Annotated in this window: 15 protein-coding genes; 13 read left to right on the top strand and 2 right to left on the bottom strand. The window is 63.6% G+C overall.

What is annotated here, in order from left to right:
- Window positions 1–1120 (bottom strand): acetate--CoA ligase family protein (locus tag VKR55_RS17370; RefSeq protein WP_324405167.1); only part of this gene is annotated, 1120 nt, incomplete at its 3' end.
- Between the two features lie 215 nt (window positions 1121–1335).
- On the opposite strand from VKR55_RS17370, the gene VKR55_RS17365 reads away from it, so the two are divergent.
- From VKR55_RS17365 to VKR55_RS17320, 10 genes are all read left to right on the top strand, one after another.
- Window positions 1336–2028: a GntR family transcriptional regulator gene (locus VKR55_RS17365; protein ID WP_414642387.1), complete on the top strand. Its 693-nt coding sequence runs from the start codon at window positions 1336–1338 to the stop codon at window positions 2026–2028.
- A gap of 68 nt (window positions 2029–2096) precedes the next feature.
- Window positions 2097–3827: an oxalyl-CoA decarboxylase gene (oxc, locus tag VKR55_RS17360; RefSeq protein WP_324405164.1), complete on the top strand. Its 1731-nt coding sequence runs from the start codon at window positions 2097–2099 to the stop codon at window positions 3825–3827.
- Window positions 3828–3893: 66 nt separating this feature from the next.
- Entirely contained in the window at window positions 3894–5171 is a 1278-nt protein-coding gene (gene frc, locus VKR55_RS17355) for a formyl-CoA transferase (protein ID WP_324405163.1), read from the top strand.
- Between the two features lie 199 nt (window positions 5172–5370).
- Window positions 5371–5508 carry a hypothetical protein gene (locus VKR55_RS17350; RefSeq protein ID WP_324405162.1) on the top strand — a complete coding sequence of 46 codons (138 nt, stop codon included), beginning with the start codon at window positions 5371–5373 and terminating at the stop codon, window positions 5506–5508.
- Window positions 5509–5884: 376 nt separating this feature from the next.
- A complete protein-coding gene (gene oxlT, locus VKR55_RS17345) occupies window positions 5885–7183 on the top strand; it encodes an oxalate/formate MFS antiporter (protein WP_324405160.1) in 1299 nt (432 codons plus the stop codon).
- Between the two features lie 194 nt (window positions 7184–7377).
- On the top strand, window positions 7378–7827 hold the full coding sequence (locus tag VKR55_RS17340; protein ID WP_324405159.1) for a CBS domain-containing protein: 450 nt from the start codon (window positions 7378–7380) through the stop codon (window positions 7825–7827).
- Between the two features lie 119 nt (window positions 7828–7946).
- Entirely contained in the window at window positions 7947–8942 is a 996-nt protein-coding gene (locus tag VKR55_RS17335; RefSeq protein ID WP_324405158.1) for an NAD(P)H-dependent flavin oxidoreductase, read from the top strand.
- Between the two features lie 155 nt (window positions 8943–9097).
- Window positions 9098–10066 carry a zinc-binding dehydrogenase gene (locus VKR55_RS17330; RefSeq protein WP_324405157.1) on the top strand — a complete coding sequence of 323 codons (969 nt, stop codon included), beginning with the start codon at window positions 9098–9100 and terminating at the stop codon, window positions 10064–10066.
- Between the two features lie 111 nt (window positions 10067–10177).
- The gene (locus VKR55_RS17325; RefSeq protein WP_324405156.1) at window positions 10178–11557 is read left to right on the top strand and encodes a cation-efflux pump; all 1380 of its coding nucleotides are present in this window, start codon (window positions 10178–10180) and stop codon (window positions 11555–11557) included.
- Window positions 11558–11768: 211 nt separating this feature from the next.
- Window positions 11769–14093, top strand: a complete 2325-nt coding sequence (locus tag VKR55_RS17320) for a PAS domain-containing sensor histidine kinase (RefSeq protein ID WP_324405155.1) — start codon at window positions 11769–11771, stop codon at window positions 14091–14093.
- Window positions 14094–14198: 105 nt separating this feature from the next.
- On the opposite strand, the gene VKR55_RS17315 is transcribed toward VKR55_RS17320, so the two are convergent.
- Entirely contained in the window at window positions 14199–15092 is an 894-nt protein-coding gene (locus tag VKR55_RS17315; protein ID WP_324405154.1) for a LysR family transcriptional regulator, read from the bottom strand.
- A 234-nt stretch (window positions 15093–15326) separates the two neighbouring features.
- Here VKR55_RS17315 and VKR55_RS17310 point away from each other — a divergent pair, with 234 nt between their 5' ends.
- From VKR55_RS17310 to fdhF, 3 genes are all read left to right on the top strand, one after another.
- Window positions 15327–15815 (top strand): formate dehydrogenase subunit gamma, encoded by a 489-nt coding sequence (locus VKR55_RS17310; RefSeq protein WP_324405153.1) that lies wholly within the window; start codon window positions 15327–15329, stop codon window positions 15813–15815.
- A complete protein-coding gene (locus tag VKR55_RS17305; protein ID WP_324405152.1) occupies window positions 15812–17368 on the top strand; it encodes a formate dehydrogenase beta subunit in 1557 nt (518 codons plus the stop codon). The genes VKR55_RS17310 and VKR55_RS17305 overlap by 4 nt, the downstream gene beginning before the upstream one ends.
- A 10-nt stretch (window positions 17369–17378) precedes the next feature.
- Window positions 17379–19599 (top strand): formate dehydrogenase subunit alpha (gene fdhF / locus VKR55_RS17300; RefSeq protein ID WP_324405151.1); only part of this gene is annotated, 2221 nt, incomplete at its 3' end.

Below are 19599 nucleotides of genomic sequence, written 5' to 3'. Positions count from 1 at the left end.
CGTTGTACTTGTTGCCGATCTCGACGATCTCGGCCTGCAATTCCGGTGCGCCGGCCTCGGCGAAGCCCGACGGGATCAGCACCGCGCCGGGAATCTTCTTCTCGCCGCATTCGATCAGCGCACCGGCAACGAATTTTGCGGGGATCGCAAACACCGCGACGTCGATCACGCCGGGCACGTCATTGACGCTCTTGTAGGCCTTGTAGCCGAGGATGTCCGCGGCCTTCGGGTGAATCGGATAGATCTCGCCCTTGTAGCCGCCATTGATGAGATTCTTCATCACCGAGTTGCCGATCTTGCCGTCCTCGGCGGAGGCGCCGATCACGGCGACCGCCTTCGGCTGCATGATGCGGTTCATCGCAGCCACGATCTCTTCGGTCGGACGCGGCCTGGGCCGCGGCACGTAATTGAAGTCGACGACGATGCGCACGTCGGCGGCGATCGCATCCTTCCTGGTGGCGAAAACCGGATTAAGGTCGAGCTCGACGATCTCCGGAAAGTCGCTGACAAGCTGCGAGACCTTCACGATGACGTCAGCGAGCGCATCGCGGTTGACGGGGTCGCCGCCGCGCACGCCCTTGAGCATCTCATGCGCCTGGATGCCGTCGAGCATGGACAGCGCGTCCTGCCTGGTCGCTGGCGCAAGCCGGAAGGTGACGTCCTTCAAGACTTCAACCAGCACGCCGCCAAGCCCGAAAGCCACGAGCTTGCCGAAGGAACCGTCGGTGATGGAGCCGACGATCACCTCGGTGCCGCCGGCGAGCATCTGCTGCACCTGGATGCCCTCGATCCTGGCGTCGGCCTTGTATTTCTTCGCGTTGGCAAGAATGGTGTCGTAGGCCTTCTCGGCCTCGCCTGCGGTCTTGACGCCGACCATGACGCCGCCGGCTTCGGTTTTGTGCAGGATGTCGGGGGAGACGATCTTCATCACCACCGGGAAGCCGATGTCGTTGGCCATCTTGGCGGCCTCAGGGGCAGATTTGGCCAACCCTTCCCGCGGAACCGGGATACCATAGACGTCGCACAAGAGCTTGCCTTCGGGCGCGGTCAAGCTCGCACGATTCTCCGCCTTGACCTGGTCGAGAACCTTGCGAACGGCGTCTTTGGATTTCGACAACATCGCTTCCTCCTTGGGACGGTCTATTTTTATGGCATTTGGTATGCCAGAGAGAGCCTTGTCAAGCAGTGTGGACGCGGAAACGCTGAAAAATAAGGCTGCTTGACATTCTGGCATCTGGTATGCCAAAAATCACGATACATATTTTGAGGTAAAAGACGACTCCCCTGAAGGAGATCGTCGTGAGCAACCGGAAACCAACCAAGGCGCCACTACCCATGGCCGAGGCAGATATTGCAATTGTCAGGATCGCCCCGGAGACCAGCTTCAAGAACAAGGCTTATGAGGCCTTGAAGGAAGCGATCCTCAAGATGGACATCTATGCGACGCCCGAGCCCGTGATGCTCGACGAGCGCGCGCTGTCGGAGCGGCTCGGCGTCAGCCGCACCCCGATCCGCGAAGCGATCGCGATGCTGGAGCAGGACGGTTTCGTGAAGACGGTTCCACGCCGCGGGATCATTGTGGTGCGCCGGACGAAAGCGGAAATCGTCGACATGATCCGCGCCTGGGCGGCGCTCGAGAGCATGGCGGCGCGGTTGATCACCACCACCGCGCGCAAGAAGGACATCTCGGCGCTGCGCGACTTCTTCAAGAACTTCAACAAGGACCGCCTGCCCCAGGACCATGTCGACGAATATTCGAAAGCGAACATCGCCTTCCACCAGGCGCTGATCTCGCTGTCGGAATCGCCGACGCTGGTCGACATGACCAACGAGATCCTCCTGCATGTGCGCGGCTATCGCCAGCTCACCATCGGACGCACCGAGCGCATCGCCGCCTCGCTGCCGGAGCATCTTGGAATCATCGAGGCGCTGGAAGAGCGCAATACCGAGCTGGCCGAGAAGCGGGCGCGCGACCACACGCTTGGCCTTGCCGCCTTCGTCGAAGCGCACGGCCAGGATCTGGTTTAGGCAAGAACTTTTCACAGCAGAAGACGATCAACTCGTCCTCGAAAAACAGGATCAGGGAGAACCAGCCCATGCTGAATACCGCCGCCAAGACCGAAGCAGCGGGCGCCGAGCAGGAACTCACGGACGGCTTCCACCTGGTCATCGATGCGCTGAAGCTCAACGGCATCAACACGATCTATGGCGTGCCGGGCATTCCGGTCACCGATCTCGGCCGCATGGCGCAGGCCGCCGGCATCCGCGTGCTCTCGTTCCGTCACGAGCAGAATGCGGGCTATGCGGCGGCGATCGCGGGCTTTCTCACCAGGAAACCCGGCGTCTGCCTCACGGTGTCGGCGCCCGGCTTCCTCAACGGCCTCACCGCGCTCGCGCACGCCACCACGAACTGCTTTCCGATGATCCTGATCTCGGGCTCGTCCGAGCGCGAGATCGTCGACCTGCAGCAGGGCGACTATGAGGAGATGGATCAGCTCGCGATCGCAAAGCCGCTGTGCAAGGCGGCGTTCCGCGTGCTGCACGCCCAGGACATCGGCATTGGCCTCGCCCGCGCCATCCGCGCCGCCGTGTCGGGCCGCCCGGGCGGCGTCTATCTCGATCTTCCCGCCAAACTGTTCTCGCAGGTGATGAACGCGGACGCCGGCCGGAAATCGCTGGTCAAGGTGATCGACGCGGCGCCGGCGCAGATCCCCGCCCCCGCCTCCGTCAAGCGCGCGCTCGATGTGCTCAAGAGCGCCAGGCGCCCGCTGATCATCCTTGGCAAGGGCGCGGCCTACGCGCAGGCCGACAACGAGATCAAGGCCTTCGTCGAGAAGAGCGGCGCGCCGTTCCTGCCCATGAGCATGGCCAAGGGCCTGCTGCCCGACCTGCATCCGCAGTGCGCAGGTGCTGCACGCTCGACCGTCTTGAAGGACGCCGACGTGGTGATGCTGATCGGCGCCCGCCTCAATTGGCTGCTCTCGCATGGCAAGGGAAAGACCTGGGGCGAAGCGCCAAAGAAATTCATCCAGGTCGACATCGAGCCCAAGGAAATGGACTCCAATGTCGAGATCGCGGCGCCCGTGGTCGGCGACATCGGCTCCTGCGTCAGCGCGCTGCTGGACGCCATGGGCAACAACTGGAGCGCGCCGGCGGCGGACTGGCTCAACGCCGTGAAGACCAAGCGCGACGACAACGTTGCCAAGATGGCGCCGCGGCTGATGAACAACAACTCCCCGATGGATTACCACGGCGCGCTTGGCGTGCTCCGCACCGTTATCAAGGAGCGGCCCGACGCCATCCTCGTCAACGAAGGCGCCAATACGCTCGACCTTGCGCGCGGCGTGATCGACATGCATCAGCCGCGCAAGCGTCTCGACGTCGGCACCTGGGGCGTGATGGGCATCGGCATGGGCTATGCCATCGCAGCCAGCGTCGAGACCGGCAAGCCGGTGCTTGCGATCGAAGGCGACAGCGCATTCGGCTTCTCCGGCATGGAGGTCGAGACCATCTGCCGCTACAAGCTGCCGGTCTGCGTCGTCATCTTCAACAATGACGGCATCTATCGCGGCACCGATGTCAATTCAGCCGGCAGCGACCCCGCGACCACCGTATTCGTCAAGGGCTCGCGCTACGACAAGATGATGGAAGCCTTCGGCGGCGTCGGCGTGAATGCGACCTCGCCGGACGAATTGAAGCGCGCGGTCAATACCGCTATGGATTCCGGCAAGCCGACCCTGATCAACGCGGTGATCGATCCGGCGGCAGGCTCGGAGAGCGGCCGCATCGGCAATCTCAACCCGCAGAGCGTTCTGAAGAAGAAGTAAGCAGTCCCGCTGAACCCATTATTCCCTGCATCGGCAGGGGCAAGAAAAGAGTACGGAGCAATCACGATGACCAAGGCGCTCACGGGCGTTCGCATTCTCGATTTCACCCACGTCCAGTCGGGCCCGACCTGCACGCAGCTCCTGGCCTGGTTCGGCGCCGACGTGATCAAGGTCGAGCGCCCCGGCGTGGGCGACATCACGCGCGGTCAGCTTCAGGACGTCCCGAACGTCGACAGCCTGTATTTCACCATGCTGAACCACAACAAGCGCTCGATCACCCTCGACACCAAGAACCCGAAGGGCAAGGAAGTTCTCACCGCGCTGATCAAGAGCTGCGACGTGCTGGTGGAGAATTTCGGCCCCGGCGTGCTCGACCGCATGGGCTTTCCCTGGGAGAAGATCCAGGCCATCAACCCGAAGATGATCGTGGCCTCGATCAAGGGCTTTGGCCCCGGGCCTTACGAAGACTGCAAGGTCTATGAGAACGTCGCGCAGTGCACGGGAGGAGCGGCCTCCACCACCGGCTTCCCCGACGACGTGCCGCTCGTGACCGGCGCGCAGATCGGCGACAGCGGCACCGGCCTGCATCTGGCGCTCGGCATCGTCACCGCGCTCTACCAGCGCACCCATACCGGCAGGGGTCAGCGCGTCACCGCCGCGATGCAGGACGGCGTGCTCAACCTCTGCCGCGTCAAGCTACGCGACCAGCAGCGCCTCGCCCATGGTCCCTTGAATGAATACAGCCAGTTCGGCGAAGGCATCCCGTTCGGCGACGCCGTGCCGCGTGCCGGCAACGATTCCGGCGGCGGCCAGCCCGGCCGCATCCTCAAGTGCAAGGGCTGGGAGACTGATCCGAACGCCTACATCTATTTCATCACCCAGGCGCCGGTGTGGGAGAAGATCTGCGACGTCATCGGCGAGCCAACCTGGAAGACGCACCCCGATTACGCCAAGCCGGCGGCCCGCCTGCCGCGGCTCAACGAAATCTTCGCCCGCATCGAGCAGTGGACCATGACCAAGTCCAAGTTCGAGGCCATGGACATCCTCAACAAGCTCGACATTCCCTGCGGGCCGATCCTGTCGATGAAGGAACTGGCGGAAGATCAGTCGCTGCGCGCGACCGGGACCGTCGTCGAGGTCGATCATCCCAAGCGTGGCAAGTACCTCTCGGTCGGCAATCCGATCAAGCTGTCGGACTCGCCGAGCGACGTCCGGCGCTCGCCGCTGCTCGGCGAGCACACCGACGAAATCCTGCGCGCGGTGCTCGGCTTCAGCGATCACCAGATCGCGGAAATCCACCGTTCCGGCGCGCTGGACCCGCCGCAGAAGCAAGCGGCGGAATAATCACCTGCCGTATCAAAGGGCTACGAAGGCCGCCGAAAGGCGGCCTTTTTGTTTTCTGACGTCGGTGCCGGCCGTGCTGCGTTGCACAGGAGAAAATGCTGCCATGCAAACAGCGTCATTGCTCTGGTATCTGGTATACATTAGATCATTTGCTACGCAGTCAGGCGGCCCCCGCCGTCCGAAAACCTGAGAGCCAACAATGTCAGAGACCACAGCGATCGCCCTTTCGCCCGCCAACACTTTCTTTGGCCGCCTTGCGGCCACCATCGACTGCTGGCTGATGGCCTATGCGGAAATGAACATCCGCAACGGCGATATCCAGCGCTGCGACGTCTGAGCTCTTGTGAACGAAGGTCTTCTCGCAGTCTTCCTCCCGAGACTTGGCTCCGGTTTTCCGGAGCCTTTTTTTGCGCGCCAGTTTGCGCAACCGAGTCCAAGCCGTCGCAGACAACCGTTGCGGCGCAAGACCTTTCGCTGATCACAACGATGATCGGCGTTGCTCGCACCAGGTGACGATCGCAACCGGCTGGAGGTTCCGCTTCGCCGACATCTTCTCATCCAAATTGCCAAGGGGAGATGCTGCGCCGCATCGTAAGATGTTGCTTGCATGTTGGAATATATTATACCAAGATTCCGATGACGCTTGGGACGTTAAGGTCGCAGGTTTGCGATCTTAGGTCGCGTAACCGAAAAAAAGCGCGTTGGGAGGATTCATGGCTGTCAGCACAAATACGGCAACGCCAACGAGCGGCTTTCGCTGGGTTCAACTGGTCATCGGCATCATCTGCATGGCGATGATCGCCAACCTGCAATATGGCTGGACCTATTTCGTTGGCCCTATGGCCAAAGCCAATTCCTGGAATGTCGGCAGCATCCAGGTCGCGTTCAGCATCTTTGTCGCGCTTGAAACGTGGCTGACGCCCATCGAGGGCTGGATCGTGGACTCGCTCGGCCCGCGCGGCCCGAAGTTCATGGTGGCCGTCGGTGGAGTGCTCGTTGCGGCCGGCTGGCTCATCAACGCCAAGGCCAATTCGCTCGGCTTGCTCTATTTCGGCGCGGTCGTCTCGGGCGCGGGTGCGGGTGCCATTTATGCGACCTGCGTCGGCAACGCCGTGAAATGGTTTCCCGATCACCGCGGTCTCGCGGTGGGATTGACGGCGGCCGGGTTCGGCGCGGGAGCAGCCCTTACCGTAATTCCGATCCAGAAGATGATCGCCGCGGTGGGATATGCGGATACGTTCTTCTGGTTCGCGCTGATCCAGGGCGGCGTCGTTTTCGTGCTGGCATGGCTGCTGCGGGCCCCGGAGCCTGGCGAAGTCACCGCGCCCTCCACCGTCAAGGTCTTGCAGTCGAAGTACAGCAGCACGCCCACGCAGGTGTTGGCATCGCCGGTGTTCTGGCTGCTTTACCTGATGTTCGTGCTGGTGTCGGCGAGCGGCTTGATGGTCGCGGCACAAGTGGCCGTGATCGCAAAGGACTACGGCGTCGCGCAGACGGTGGTGTTGTTCGGCGCGACCACGCTGATCGTTTCCGGCGTGATCGACAATCTGGCCAATGGCGGCGCGCGGCCCTTCTTCGGCTGGGTGTCGGACCACATCGGTCGCGAATACACGATGGCCATTGCCTTCACTGCCGGCGGCATCGCCTATTGGCTCCTCGGCACGGCAGGCACGACCCCGTGGACCTTCGTCATCTGTGCGGCGCTGATCTTCTTCACCTGGGGCGAGATCTTCAGCCTCTTCCCCTCCACTTGCACCGACATCTTCGGCCCGAAATATGCGACCACCAACACCGCCCTGCTCTACACGGCAAAGGGGCTGTCGGCGTTCGTGGTGCCGCTGGCAAATGTGCTGAAATCCTACACCGGAAGCTGGCATTCGGTTTTCGTCGTGGCCTCGATCATGAACTTTGCGGTCGTGGGGCTCGCGCTGTTCGTGGTCCGGCCGATGAGACTGTCGATGAGTTCGTCGCAGGCAAACGAGGATCGCACCGTGGGCCAGCCTGCTGAATGAGGCCTGATCATCTCCGAACTGAAAAGGGCGCACCTCGGTGCGCCCTTTTTTCGTGGAACAGGTCGGCCGCGTGTCAGTGGTGCTGGCAGATAATTCTTTTCGGAAACGCGTAAAGAAGGCTTGACATTTGGCATAATGTATACCACAGTCGACTACACTCGGTTTGGCCGCGTGACCCCCTCAAGGAGGTTGAGATGAAGGTCGAAGACATCCTGCGCCAGAAGACCACGGCTCGTGTCGTCACCGTTCGCATGAACGAAACGGTCGGCGTCGCGGCACAGCTCATGCGGACCAGCAATATCAGCGCGGTCGTCGTGAAGGATGTCGTCCGCACCGAAGGCAATACCGCGGTCGGCATGTTCAGCGAGCGCGACGTGGTGCGCGCCGTCGCCGCCCATGGCGCCGCCGGCATAGGCATGAAGATTTCCCAGCTCATCTCCGTGCAGCGGCTGGTCGCCTGCAGTTCAGCCGATACGCTGGAGCACGTTCGCCATCTCATGAACGTGCACCACATCCGGCATCTTCCCGTGATCGACAATTTCTCGCTCGCCGGCGTCATCAGCATGCGCGACATCTCGAGCGCATTCGACGAAGCTGCGGCAAATGTCCGTCCGGCGGAAACAAAAGCCCCCGCTTTTGCATAAGAGCGCTCCCTGAACGACGGTCCCGCCCGGTGGACTTTTGCCTGATGTAACGCCATCCTGCCCTCTGAAAGCAGAAGACGCGCCAGCCGCGCGCTTTGTCCAGGGAAACAGAGGGCAGAATGATCAAAACGCGCTTCACCGAACTCGTCGGCGTCGAGCACCCGATCGTGCAGGGCGGCATGCAATGGGTCGGCCGCGCCGAGTTGGTTGCGGCGGTCGCCAATGCCGGCGCGCTCGGCTTCATCACCGCGCTGACCCAGCCGACGCCGGAGGATCTCACGAAGGAAATCGCCCGCTGCCGCGGCATGACCGACAAGCCGTTCGGCGTCAACCTCACCATCCTGCCCGCGATCAAGCCCCCGCCCTACGCCGAGTATCGCCAGGCCATCATCGAAAGCGGCATCAAGATCGTCGAGACTGCCGGCAACAAGCCGCAGGAGCATGTCACCGAATTCAAGAAGCACGGCATCAAGATCGTGCACAAATGCACCAGCGTCCGCCACGCGCTCTCCGCCGAGCGCATGGGTGTCGATGCCATCTCGATCGACGGCTTTGAATGCGCCGGCCATCCCGGCGAGGACGACACGCCCGGCCTGATCCTGATTCCGACCGCCGCCGACAAGGTGAAGATCCCGATGATCGCCTCCGGCGGCTTCGGCGACGGCCGTGGTCTCGTCGCGGCGCTCGCGCTTGGCGCCGAGGGCATCAACATGGGCACGCGCTTCATGGCGACCCGCGAGAGCCCGATCCATCAGCTCATCAAGGAACGCATCGTCGCCAACGACGAGCGCGAGACCGAGCTGATCTTCCGCACCATGCGCAACACCTCGCGCGTCGCCAGGAACGCGGTCTCGACCAAGGTCGTGGCGATGGAGAAGGAAGGCGCCAAGTTCGAGGACATCCGCGATCTCGTCGCCGGCGCCCGCGGCAAGATGGTCTACGCCACTGGCGATGCCGATGAAGGCATCTGGTCGGCCGGCCAGGTGCAGGGCTTGATCCACGACATCCCGAGTTGCGCCGAGCTCGTCTCGCGCATCGTCCGCGAGGCCGAAGCCATCATGCGCGAGCGCTTCGAGGCCATGCTGTCCGGAGGCAAGCGGCAGGCTGCGGAATAATCTAGCCGCCTCGCCACAGATTTGTAGGGTGGGCAAAGCGAAGCGTGCCCACCATTCGCGAAGAGATCCGCGGAGCGATGGTGGGCACGGCGCTAACGCGCCTTTGCCCACCCTACAGCTACGAAATAGATTGCGCGGAATAAAGGAGCGCTCCCATGAAGGCCTATGTCTATGGCACCAGCGGCGCCGCCGTCACCGACATTCCGAAGCCCGCACCGAAGGGCACACAGGTGCTGGTCAAGGTCCATGCCTGCGGCCTCAACCGCGCCGACATCGGCATGACCAAGGGCCATGTCCATGGTTCGGCCGGCGGTGTCGGCACCGTGCTCGGCATGGAATGGGCCGGCGAAGTCGCCGAGCTCGGACCTGAAGCAAAGGGCGTTAAGGTCGGCGACCGCATCATGGGCTCGGGGGCTGCTGCCTTCGCCGAATATACGCTGGCCGATCACGGCCGGATTTTCCGCGCCCCCTCGAACATGAATTTCGACGAAGCCGCCACCCTGCCCGTGGCGCTCGCCACCATGCACAACGCCGTCGTCACCAACGGCGGACTGCAGCCGGGTCAGAGCGTGATGATCCAGGGCGCAAGCTCGGGCGTCGGGTTGATGGCGATGCAAATTGCAAAACTCAAGGGCGCCTCTCTCGTGGTCGGCTCCTCGACCGACGCCTACCGCCGCGGACGACTGAAGGAGTTCGGCGCCGATCTGGCGGTTGACTCATCCGACCCGGGCTGGGTCGACCAGGTGCTGAAAGCGACGAACGGCCAAGGCGTCGATCTCATCGTGGACCAGGTCTCAGGCAAGGTCGCAAGCCAGAACCTCGCCGCCACCAGGATCAAGGGCCGCATCGTCAATGTCGGTCGGCTCGGCGGCGCCCGCGCCGAATTCAATTTCGACCTGCATGCCGCGCGCCGCATCCATTATATCGGCGTCACCTTCCGCACGCGCACCATCGAGGAAATCCGCGAGATTTTCGATGAAGTCCGGAAGGACATCTGGGGCGCGGTCGAATCGCGCAAGCTGCAATTGCCGATCGACAAGGTCTACAAGTTCGACGACATCGGCAAGGCCTTCGAGCACATGGAAGCCAACAAGCATCTCGGCAAGATCGTCGTGACGCTGTGATGACTCTTTCAAATCAGAACCATTCGCAACGGCGTTCCTGCAAATGAGTTGCGATAGCGCGTCCTGATCTCCGGCTTTCGTGCAGCCCGCCGCCCTGCTAAACGGGCGCGCATGAGTGCACACGTCCACACCGCCAAGACCCGCGTCGCGGCAATCTCGATCTTTGCCTCGGCGGGCATGGCCGCGGCCAAGTTCGTCGTCGGCATCATCATCGGCTCGCTGGCGCTGGTCTCCGAGGCCCTGCACTCTTCGGTCGATGTGATCGCGACCATCATCACCTGGATGATCGTGCGGGTCTCCGACCAACCGGCGGACGAAGAGCATCATTACGGCCACGGCAAGTTCGAGAGCGTCTCTGCGCTCGGCGTGATCGCGATCCTCTACGTGCTCGCCGGCGGCATCCTGGTCGAAGCCTATAGCCGCCTCCATCAAGGCACGTCGCCGCCCTCGATCTCGGCGATTCCCTTTCTCGTGCTGCTGATCGATATCGCCGTGAATTTCTGGCGGGCGCGCGCGCTCCATCGCGTCGCGCGCGCAACCCGGAGCCAGGCGCTGGCGGCCGATGCCTTGCATTTCGCCTCCGACGTGATGGGCTCGCTAGCCGTCATCGTCGGGCTCGCACTGGCGGGGCTCGGCTTCTGGTGGGGCGACGCCGCGGCGGCCATAGCGGTCGCCATCATGATCGCCCTCCTCGGCCTGCGCATGGCGCGCTCCACCGTCGAAACCCTGCTCGACCGCGCGCCGGAGGGCGTGGCCGCCAAAGCACGGAGCGCGATGGAGCAGGTCGCGGGCGTCGTCGGCGTCGAGCGCCTGCGCGCCCGCATGGTCGGTTCGACGCATTTCATCGATGCCATCGTCAAGGTGCCGCGCACCTATCCGATCGACCGCGTCGACGAGATCAAGCGGAAGGTGCAGGCTGCGGTCGCAAGCGCCCTTGGTGATGCCGACGTCACCTTCACCTCGGTGCCGGTCGCACTGAATAATGAGAGCGTGCGCGAACGCATCATGGTGATCGCGCGCAATTCGGGCCTTGCCATCCACCATGTCACCGTGCACGACCTCGGCGGAAAGCTCATCGTCAGCATCGACCTCGAGGTCGACGGCGAGATGGCGCTGAAAGAGGCCCACGACATCACCCGCGACCTCGAGCGCAGCATCCGCGACGAATTCGGCGCTGAAGTCGAGGTCGACACCCACATCGAGCCGCTGGAGCCGGAATTGCCCTGGGGCACGGATGCCGCCTCCGACCGCGTCGCGACCATAAAGGCGGCGCTCGCCCGCTTTGCCGCCGACACCGCCATCGTCGACATCCATAATGTCCGCGTGCGCAACACCGACGCCGGCGAGATCGTCAACTTCCACTGCCGCGCCGCACCAGAGATGAGCGTGATCAAGGTGCACGAGAACGTCGACGAGATCGAGCGCGCGCTGCGACGCGCCTTCCCGAGCGTGAAGCGCGTCATCAGTCACGCCGAGCCGCCGCACGGTTAACGTCTCGAAAGTCACACGTCGTTCCTGTTTCGGACTCAGATCTTCCGTAATTTCACGCGTTCGATTCTCTGTGGGACAAGAATTATTTGCCCTACGGAATCGTTGACTCTCGACAGGTCGCAAAAACTGGATTCAAATCACATTGATTCGGAGGCGGCGTGGGGAGCTTCCGGACCGGGTGAAAAAATAACCTTCGGCGGGGGTCTAGGGCATGTCGCGTGCGCATGCGGCGAACGCGTGCGCCCAATCCGATTCGATCAAGGGATTGGCGCAATCGATCGCGAAGCCGGCCTACACCCGGCTGCTGACGGCGGAGCCGACGCTTCGCCGCGCGGTACCCACGCTGATCATCGCCTTCCTCATCACCATCTGCCTCGGCGCCTTCGTGCAGGTGCTCGACCAGAGCCGTCAGAAGCGCGCCTCCGCCGAGCGCGACATCACCGCACTTGCCGACTATCTCGCCGAGCGCATCGACCGCATCGCTTCCAACCGTTCCGAGCGCCTCACCAGCATCGAGCGCCTGCAATCGCTCCTGCCCGACCTGCTGCCGGCATGGGGGATCGCTCCCGGGCGCCACGTGATCGTCGTCAATGCCGACAACCGCATTCTTGCCCGTGTCCCGATCGAGGCGACGCTCGGCGAGTCCGACGGCATCCTCGACGCCATTTCTTCGGCGCAGCTCCTGGCATCTCCCGGCAAGCAAGGCTCGGTAACCGACCTGCGCGTACCGAACGGCAACCGCGCCATCGCCACCTCGCAGCTCACCAAGGCACTGCCGGGCCGCGTCATCGTCATCCAGGAGAACCTGGAGCCGATCTGGGGCTCGGATTCCGCGCTGTCGGTGACGCTCTCGGCCACGACCGGCTTCGTCGTCCTGATCCTCGGCTTCGCCTTCCACTGGCAATCGACCCGCGCCCGCGAGGGCGATCTCATCAATGATGCCGTGCGCGGGCGGATCGACACCGCCCTCAACCGCGGGCGTTGCGGATTGTGGGACTGGGATCTTTCGCGCGGCCGCATCTTCTGGTCGCAATCGATGTTCACCATGCTCGGGCTCGACAGCCGCAGCGACCTCCTCACCTTCGGCGAGGTCAACGCGCTGGTGAAATCCGACGACATCGATCTGTTTGCGATTGCCGACCAGCTCATCGCCGGCGAGATCGATCACATCGACCAGACCTTCCGCATGCAGCACACCAGCGGCCACTGGATCTGGCTCCGCGTCCGTTGCGAGCTGAGCCAGGGCTCGAGCGACGCCGGCCTGCATCTGATCGGCATCGCGGTCGACATCACCGAGCAGAAGAGCCTCGCCGAGAAGACCATCGAAGCCGATCTTCGCCTGCGCGACGCCATCGAGACCATCCCCGAGGCCTTCGTGCTGTGGGACGCCTCCAATCGGCTGGTGCTCTGCAACTCGCACTTCCAGCGGCTGCACAAGCTGCCGGACTCCGCGGTGATCCCCGGCACCTCCTATGAGACGGTGATCGAGGTCGGCCGCATGCCGGAGGTTCGCACCCGTTTGCACGAGACTGCCAAGATGACGCCGGGCGCGCGCACCTTCGAGGCCCAGCTCGAGGACGGAAGCTGGCTGCACATCTCCGAGCGCCGCACCAAGGACGGCGGCTATGTGTCGGTCGGCACCGACATCACCCGCATCAAGGAGCACGAGCAGAAGCTCGTCGACAACGACTTGCGGCTGCGCGCCACCGTCATCGACCTGCAGCGCTCGCGCGCCGCGCTCGAGCGGCAGGCCTTCGAGCTCGCTGATCTCGCCGAGAAGTATCAGCGCGAAAAGACCCGCGCCGAGGAAGCCAATCAAACCAAGTCCAAATTCCTCGCCAACATGAGCCACGAGTTGCGCACGCCGCTCAATGCCATCATCGGCTTCTCGGAGATCATGGAGAGCGGCATGTTCGGCGCGCTCGGCTCGGAGAAATACCAGGAATATTGCCACGACATCCTTACCAGCGGCCATTACCTGCTCGAGGTGATCAACGACATCCTCGATATGTCCAAGATCGAGGCCGGCCGCATGAAGCTCGACATGGAGCCGCTCGATCTCTCCAAGACGCTGGCGGAATCGCTGCGCGTCGTTTCCGGCCGCGCCCAGGACAAGCAGCTGGTAGTCGACGCCGACATCGCACGGACCATTTCCGTGGTGGCCGATCGCCGCGCGACCAAGCAGATCCTGGTCAACCTGTTGTCCAACGCCGTGAAGTTCACGCCGGAAGGCGGCAAGATCACCGTGCGCAGCCGGATCACCGACGACTGCATCACGCTTCTGATCGCCGACACCGGCATCGGCATCGCCGCACACTCGCTGGCAAGGCTCGGCCGCCCCTTCGAGCAGGTCGAAAGCCAGCTCACCAAGACCTATCACGGCTCGGGACTGGGGCTTGCGATCGCCCGCTCGCTCACCCAGCTCCATGGCGGATCGATGAAGCTGCGCTCGCGGCTCGGCAGCGGCACCGTCGTTCGCGTCTCACTGCCGCGCCATCCCCACGACCGCAGGCCGGACATGCCGGCGGCGGCATGAGGCAGTCGACACGTTCCGCCGTCATTCCGGGGCGATGCGAAGCATCGAACCAGGAATCTCGAGATTCCGGGTCTGGTGCTGTGCACCATCCCGGAATGACAATCATCACGACTCCAGAGTCGGCGCGACTTCGCGCGCCACCTGCACCAACGCCGCGATCTGCGGTGTCATCGGATCGCGTTGCGAAATGAGCAGGCCGACATTGTAGCTGACGGCAGGATCGACGATCGGGATAGCCTTCACCCGGTCGGAAAATCCCAGCGTCTCCGCGAGCTTTGCCGGCATCACGCTGGCCCAGCGGCCCGTCTTCACATGGGTGTACAACACGATGATGGAGTTCGACGTCAGCGTCGGCGTCGCCTCGACGCCGACCGACCGCAGCGCCCGATCGATGATCCGGCGGTTCTGCATGTCGGGCGTCAGGAGACACAGGGGCACCTGCCCCACTTCCTTCCAGGTCACCTCCTTGCGGTCGCCGTACATGCCGTCCGGCGACGTCAGCAAGCGGTAGCTCTCATTGTAGAGCGGCACCGTGCGCACCTTGCCGATCGGCTCGTTCTCGATGTAGCTGAGCGCGGCATCGACCTCGAGATTTTCGAGCAATGCAAGCGCGGTGATCGAGGTCGAGGATATGATGCGGAAACGCACGTTCGGGTGGCGCGCGCGAAACGGCGTCGTCAGCGAGGCGAGCATGCCGAGTGCGGTCGGGATCGCTGCGATGGCGATCTCGCCGGAGAGACCTTCCTTGAGCGTGTTGATCTCCTGCCGCATCGCGCGGGCATCGCCGACGATGCGGCGCGCCCAGTCGAGCGCGCGCTCGCCCTCCGGCGTAAAGCCCTGGAAGCGTGAGCCGCGCTGCACCAGCATCACGCCGAGGAACTCCTCGAGCTGCTTGATGCTGGTCGACATCGTCGGCTGCGTGACGCCGCATGCTTCCGCCGCCCGCCCGAAATGCCGCTCCTTTGCCAGCGCAAGTAGTAGTTCAAGCTTGTCGATCAAAACCGCGCGCCTTTCGCGAGAGCCTTTAGAGGATCGTTACCCTTATCACGGCGGCTGCCTGCGCTAAAAGCCGCACGGGACCGCCATTTCATCGCATGATTTCGTTTTCATATCGATTGATTTCGCAACCCTATTAATCGGCATCTCCAATCGCCCCACGGGACTGCTTTATTGATATCCGGACGGATTCTGATTTCTCATCGGGGGTGAGGAAACCACTGATTGAGAACAAAAATGACGTCGCCCTGCGAACCCTGTTACGAATCCTGGAACGAGGAGCGCGGCGCCGAGATCATCGCCGAACATGCGAGCTGCGAGGGCGCGACCCTGGTGATCCTGCGCGCGTTGCAGGACGCGTTCGGCTATGTGCCGGAGCCTGCGATCTCGATGGTCGCTTCGGTACTGAATCTGTCCCGCGCCGAAGTCTACGGCGTCTTCACCTTCTATCACGATTTCCGCAAAAAGCCCGCCGGCCGCCATGTGCTGAAACTTTGCCGCGCCGAAGCCTGCCAGGCCGCGGGCGGCAATGCGCTCGCCGCGCGTGCTGAAGCCAGGCTCGGCATTGCGATCGGCGGCACGACGGCCGACGAGCGTGTGACGCTGGAGCCGATCTACTGCCTCGGCCTCTGCGCCACCCCGCCGTCGGCCATGCTGGACGGACGCGTGGTCGGCCGCCTCGATGAAGCCCGCCTCGATGCGGTGGTGGCGGAGGCGCAGCGATGACCCTTCGCCTCTTTGTCCCACGCGATGCCGGCGCGATCGCGGTTGGCGCCGATGACGTTTTGCTGGAGCTGGAACAGGCGGCCGTAAAGCGCGGCATTGCCATCGAAATCATCCGGACCGGCTCGCGCGGGCTCTATTGGCTCGAGCCGATGATCGAAGTCGCGACACCACGCGGCCGCATCGCGTTTGGTCCCGTCGGGACCGCCGATGTGCCGTCCGTGCTCGATGCCGCGATCTCAGGCCACCTGCATCCGTTGTGGCTCGGCCTCGCCGAGGAAATCCCCTGGCTGAAGCGGCAGACCCGCCTCACCTTCGCGCGGTGCGGTGTGATCGATCCCCGCTCGGTCGAGGACTATCGCGCTCATGGCGGCTACCGCGGTTTTGACCGCGCACTGTCGTTGACGCCGGAAGCAATCCTCGCCGACGTGACGGCGTCAGGCCTGCGCGGCCGAGGCGGCGCCGGTTTTCCGACCGGCATCAAATGGAAAACGGTGGCCGACGCCAAATCCGACCGCAAATACATTGTCTGCAACGCCGACGAAGGCGACAGCGGCACGTTTGCCGACCGCATGATCATGGAAGGCGATCCCTTCCTGCTGATCGAAGGCATGACGATTGCCGCGATCACGGTCGGCGCCAGCAAGGGCTACATCTATATCCGCTCGGAATATCCGCATGCCGCCCTAGCCATGAATGCGGCGATCGCCACCGCGAAACGCGCGGGGCTGCTCGGCGATCGCATCGGCGGCTCCGCACACAGTTTCGACCTTGAAGTTCGCGTCGGCGCCGGCGCCTATGTCTGCGGCGAGGAGACCTCGCTGCTCGAAAGCCTGGAGGGGCGCCGCGGCATCGTGCGCGCCAAGCCGCCGCTGCCGGCGCACAAGGGCCTGTTCGGCAATCCCACCGTGATCAACAACGTGCTCTCCTTCGCGGCGATCCCCTTCATCCTCGCCGAAGGCCCGAAGGCCTATGCCGATTTCGGTATGGGACGCTCGCGTGGCACCATGCCGATCCAGCTCGCCGGAAACGTCAAATACGGCGGCCTGTTCGAGACCGCCTTCGGCGTCACGCTCGGCGAGCTCGTCGACGACATCGGCGGCGGCACCCTCACGGGGCGCCCGGCGCGCGCCGTGCAGGTCGGCGGTCCGCTCGGGGCCTATTTTCCCCGCGCGCTGTTCGATACGCCATTCGATTACGAGGCCTTTGCCGCGCGCGATGGCCTGATCGGCCATGGTGGCATTGTCGTGTTCGATGACACCGTCGATATGGCGAAGCAGGCGCGCTTCGCGTTTGCGTTTTGCGCGATCGAATCCTGCGGCAAGTGCACGCCGTGCCGGATCGGCTCGACGCGCGGTGTCGAGACCATCGACAAGATCATCCGCGGCGAACGCGTCGCCGAAAATCTCGCCGTGGTCGAGGACCTCTGCAACACCATGAAGTTCGGCTCGCTCTGCGCCCTCGGTGGATTTACGCCCTACCCCGTCATGAGCGCGCTGAAACATTTCCGGGAAGACTTTGGCCCGGCACCGGCCAAGCTGCAGGCCGCGGAATAGGAGGATCGTGATGTCGCTGATCCAGGAAACCGATTTCGGCACGCCCCAATCCAGATCCGAGACGACGGTCACGCTGACCATCGACGGTCAGACCGTCACCGTGCCTGATGGCACCTCCATCATGCGCGCGGCGATGGAAGCCGGCACGCAGATCCCAAAGCTCTGCGCGACCGACATGGTCGACGCGTTCGGCTCCTGCCGGCTTTGCCTGGTCGAAATCGAAGGCCGCGCCGGCACGCCGGCCTCCTGCACAACACCCGTCGCTCCCGGCCTCGTCGTGCATACCCAGAGCGAACGACTGAAGACGTTACGCAAGGGTGTGATGGAGCTCTACATCTCCGACCACCCGCTCGATTGTCTCACCTGCGCCGCCAACGGCGATTGCGAATTGCAGGACATGGCCGGCGCGGTGGGGCTGCGCGACGTGCGCTACGGTTACCAAGGCGAGAACCATGTGTTCGAGAAGGCGGGCGGCGAGTTCAACGCCGCCTGGATGCCGAAGGACGAGTCCAATCCGTACTTCGCTTACGATCCTTCCAAGTGCATCGTCTGCTCGCGTTGCGTGCGCGCCTGCGAGGACGTGCAAGGCACCTTCGCGCTGACGATTTCGGGCCGCGGCTTTGACAGCCGCGTCTCGCCCGGCATGAGCGACAGTTTTCTGGGCTCCGAATGCGTCTCCTGCGGCGCCTGCGTGCAGGCCTGCCCAACCGCGACGCTCATGGAGAAATCCGTTATCGAGATCGGCCAGCCCGAGCATTCGGTCGTCACCACCTGCGCCTATTGCGGCGTCGGCTGCGCCTTCAAGGCGGAGATGCGCGGCGAGGAAGTCGTGCGCATGGTTCCTTTCAAGGACGGCAAGGCCAATCGCGGCCATTCCTGCGTCAAGGGCCGCTTCGCCTGGGGCTATACGACTCACAAGGAACGTATCCTCAACCCGATGATCCGCGAGCGGATCGAGGATCCCTGGCGCGAAGTCTCCTGGGACGAAGCCTTCAATTTCGCTGCGAGCAAGTTCAAAAGCATCCAGCAGACATATGGCCGCGGCGCCATCGGCGGCATCACCTCCTCCCGCTGCACCAATGAAGAGACCTATCTGGTGCAGAAGCTGATCCGCGCTGGCTTCGGCAACAACAATGTCGACACCTGCGCCCGCGTCTGCCATTCGCCGACCGGCTATGGACTGGCGACGACCTTCGGCACCTCTGCCGGCACGCAGGATTTCGACTCGGTCGAGCAGAGCGACGTCATCATGGTGATCGGCGCCAACCCGACCGACGCGCATCCGGTGTTCGCGTCCCGCATGAAGAAGCGGCTGCGCGCCGCCGCCAAACTGATCGTGGTCGATCCTCGCCGCATCGATCTCGTCCGCTCGGCACACATCGAGGCTCGGCATCATCTGCCGCTCTTGCCCGGCACCAATGTGGCGGTGCTCACCGCGATGGCGCATGTCATCGTCACCGAGGGCCTCGTCAACGAGGCCTTCGTGCGCGAGCGCTGCGACTGGGGCGAGTTCGAGGATTGGGCGGCTTTCGTCGCCCTTCCGAAGCACAGCCCGGAAGCGACTGCGATCATGACCGGCGTCGATCCCAAGGAATTACGCGCCGCTGCGCGGCTCTATGCGACCGGCGGCAATGGCGCGATCTACTACGGCCTTGGCGTCACCGAGCACAGCCAGGGCTCGACCACGGTGATCGCGATCGCCAATCTCGCAATGGCGACCGGCAATATCGGTCGTCCCGGCGTCGGCGTGAATCCGCTGCGCGGCCAGAACAACGTGCAGGGCTCCTGCGACATGGGCTCGTTTCCGCACGAGCTGCCGGGCTATCGCCACATCTCCGACGATGCCACCCGCGCCCTGTTCGAAGCCGCCTGGGGCGTCCATCTCGAAAGCGAACCGGGCTTGCGCATCCCCAACATGTTCGACGCCGCGGTCGACGGCTCGTTCCGCGCGCTCTACGTCCAGGGCGAGGACATCGCGCAGTCCGATCCGAACACCGAGCACGTGTCCCGCGCGCTGCGCTCCATGGAGTGCATCATCGTCCAGGACCTGTTCATCAACGAGACCGCCAAGTTCGCGCACGTGTTCCTGCCCGGCTCGTCGTTCCTCGAGAAGGACGGCACGTTCACCAACGCCGAGCGCCGGATCTCGCGGGTGCGCAAGGTCATGCCGCCGCTCGCCGGCCTCGCCGACTGGGAGGTCACCGTCGCGCTGTCCAACGCGCTCGGCTACC

It is taken from the genome of Bradyrhizobium sp. (assembly GCF_035309285.1).
Lineage (GTDB): Bacteria > Pseudomonadota > Alphaproteobacteria > Rhizobiales > Xanthobacteraceae > Bradyrhizobium.
The sequence above is the reverse complement of the archived record's forward strand: the minus strand, read 5'-3'. Positions and strand labels throughout refer to the sequence as shown.

Bases quoted from the DNA above. Each gene is read 5' to 3' on its own strand.
- VKR55_RS17305 (WP_324405152.1), top strand. From the start codon at position 15,812: ATGACCCTTCGCCTCTTTGTCCCACGCGATGCCGGCGCGATCGCGGTT.
- VKR55_RS17310 (WP_324405153.1), top strand. From the start codon at position 15,327: ATGACGTCGCCCTGCGAACCCTGTTACGAATCCTGGAACGAGGAGCGC.
- VKR55_RS17320 (WP_324405155.1), top strand. From the start codon at position 11,769: ATGTCGCGTGCGCATGCGGCGAACGCGTGCGCCCAATCCGATTCGATC.
- VKR55_RS17335 (WP_324405158.1), top strand. From the start codon at position 7,947: ATGATCAAAACGCGCTTCACCGAACTCGTCGGCGTCGAGCACCCGATC.
- VKR55_RS17325 (WP_324405156.1), top strand. From the start codon at position 10,178: ATGAGTGCACACGTCCACACCGCCAAGACCCGCGTCGCGGCAATCTCG.
- VKR55_RS17365 (WP_414642387.1), top strand. From the start codon at position 1,336: ATGGCCGAGGCAGATATTGCAATTGTCAGGATCGCCCCGGAGACCAGC.
- frc (WP_324405163.1), top strand. From the start codon at position 3,894: ATGACCAAGGCGCTCACGGGCGTTCGCATTCTCGATTTCACCCACGTC.
- oxc (WP_324405164.1), top strand. From the start codon at position 2,097: ATGCTGAATACCGCCGCCAAGACCGAAGCAGCGGGCGCCGAGCAGGAA.
- VKR55_RS17340 (WP_324405159.1), top strand. From the start codon at position 7,378: ATGAAGGTCGAAGACATCCTGCGCCAGAAGACCACGGCTCGTGTCGTC.
- oxlT (WP_324405160.1), top strand. From the start codon at position 5,885: ATGGCTGTCAGCACAAATACGGCAACGCCAACGAGCGGCTTTCGCTGG.
- VKR55_RS17330 (WP_324405157.1), top strand. From the start codon at position 9,098: ATGAAGGCCTATGTCTATGGCACCAGCGGCGCCGCCGTCACCGACATT.
- VKR55_RS17350 (WP_324405162.1), top strand. From the start codon at position 5,371: ATGTCAGAGACCACAGCGATCGCCCTTTCGCCCGCCAACACTTTCTTT.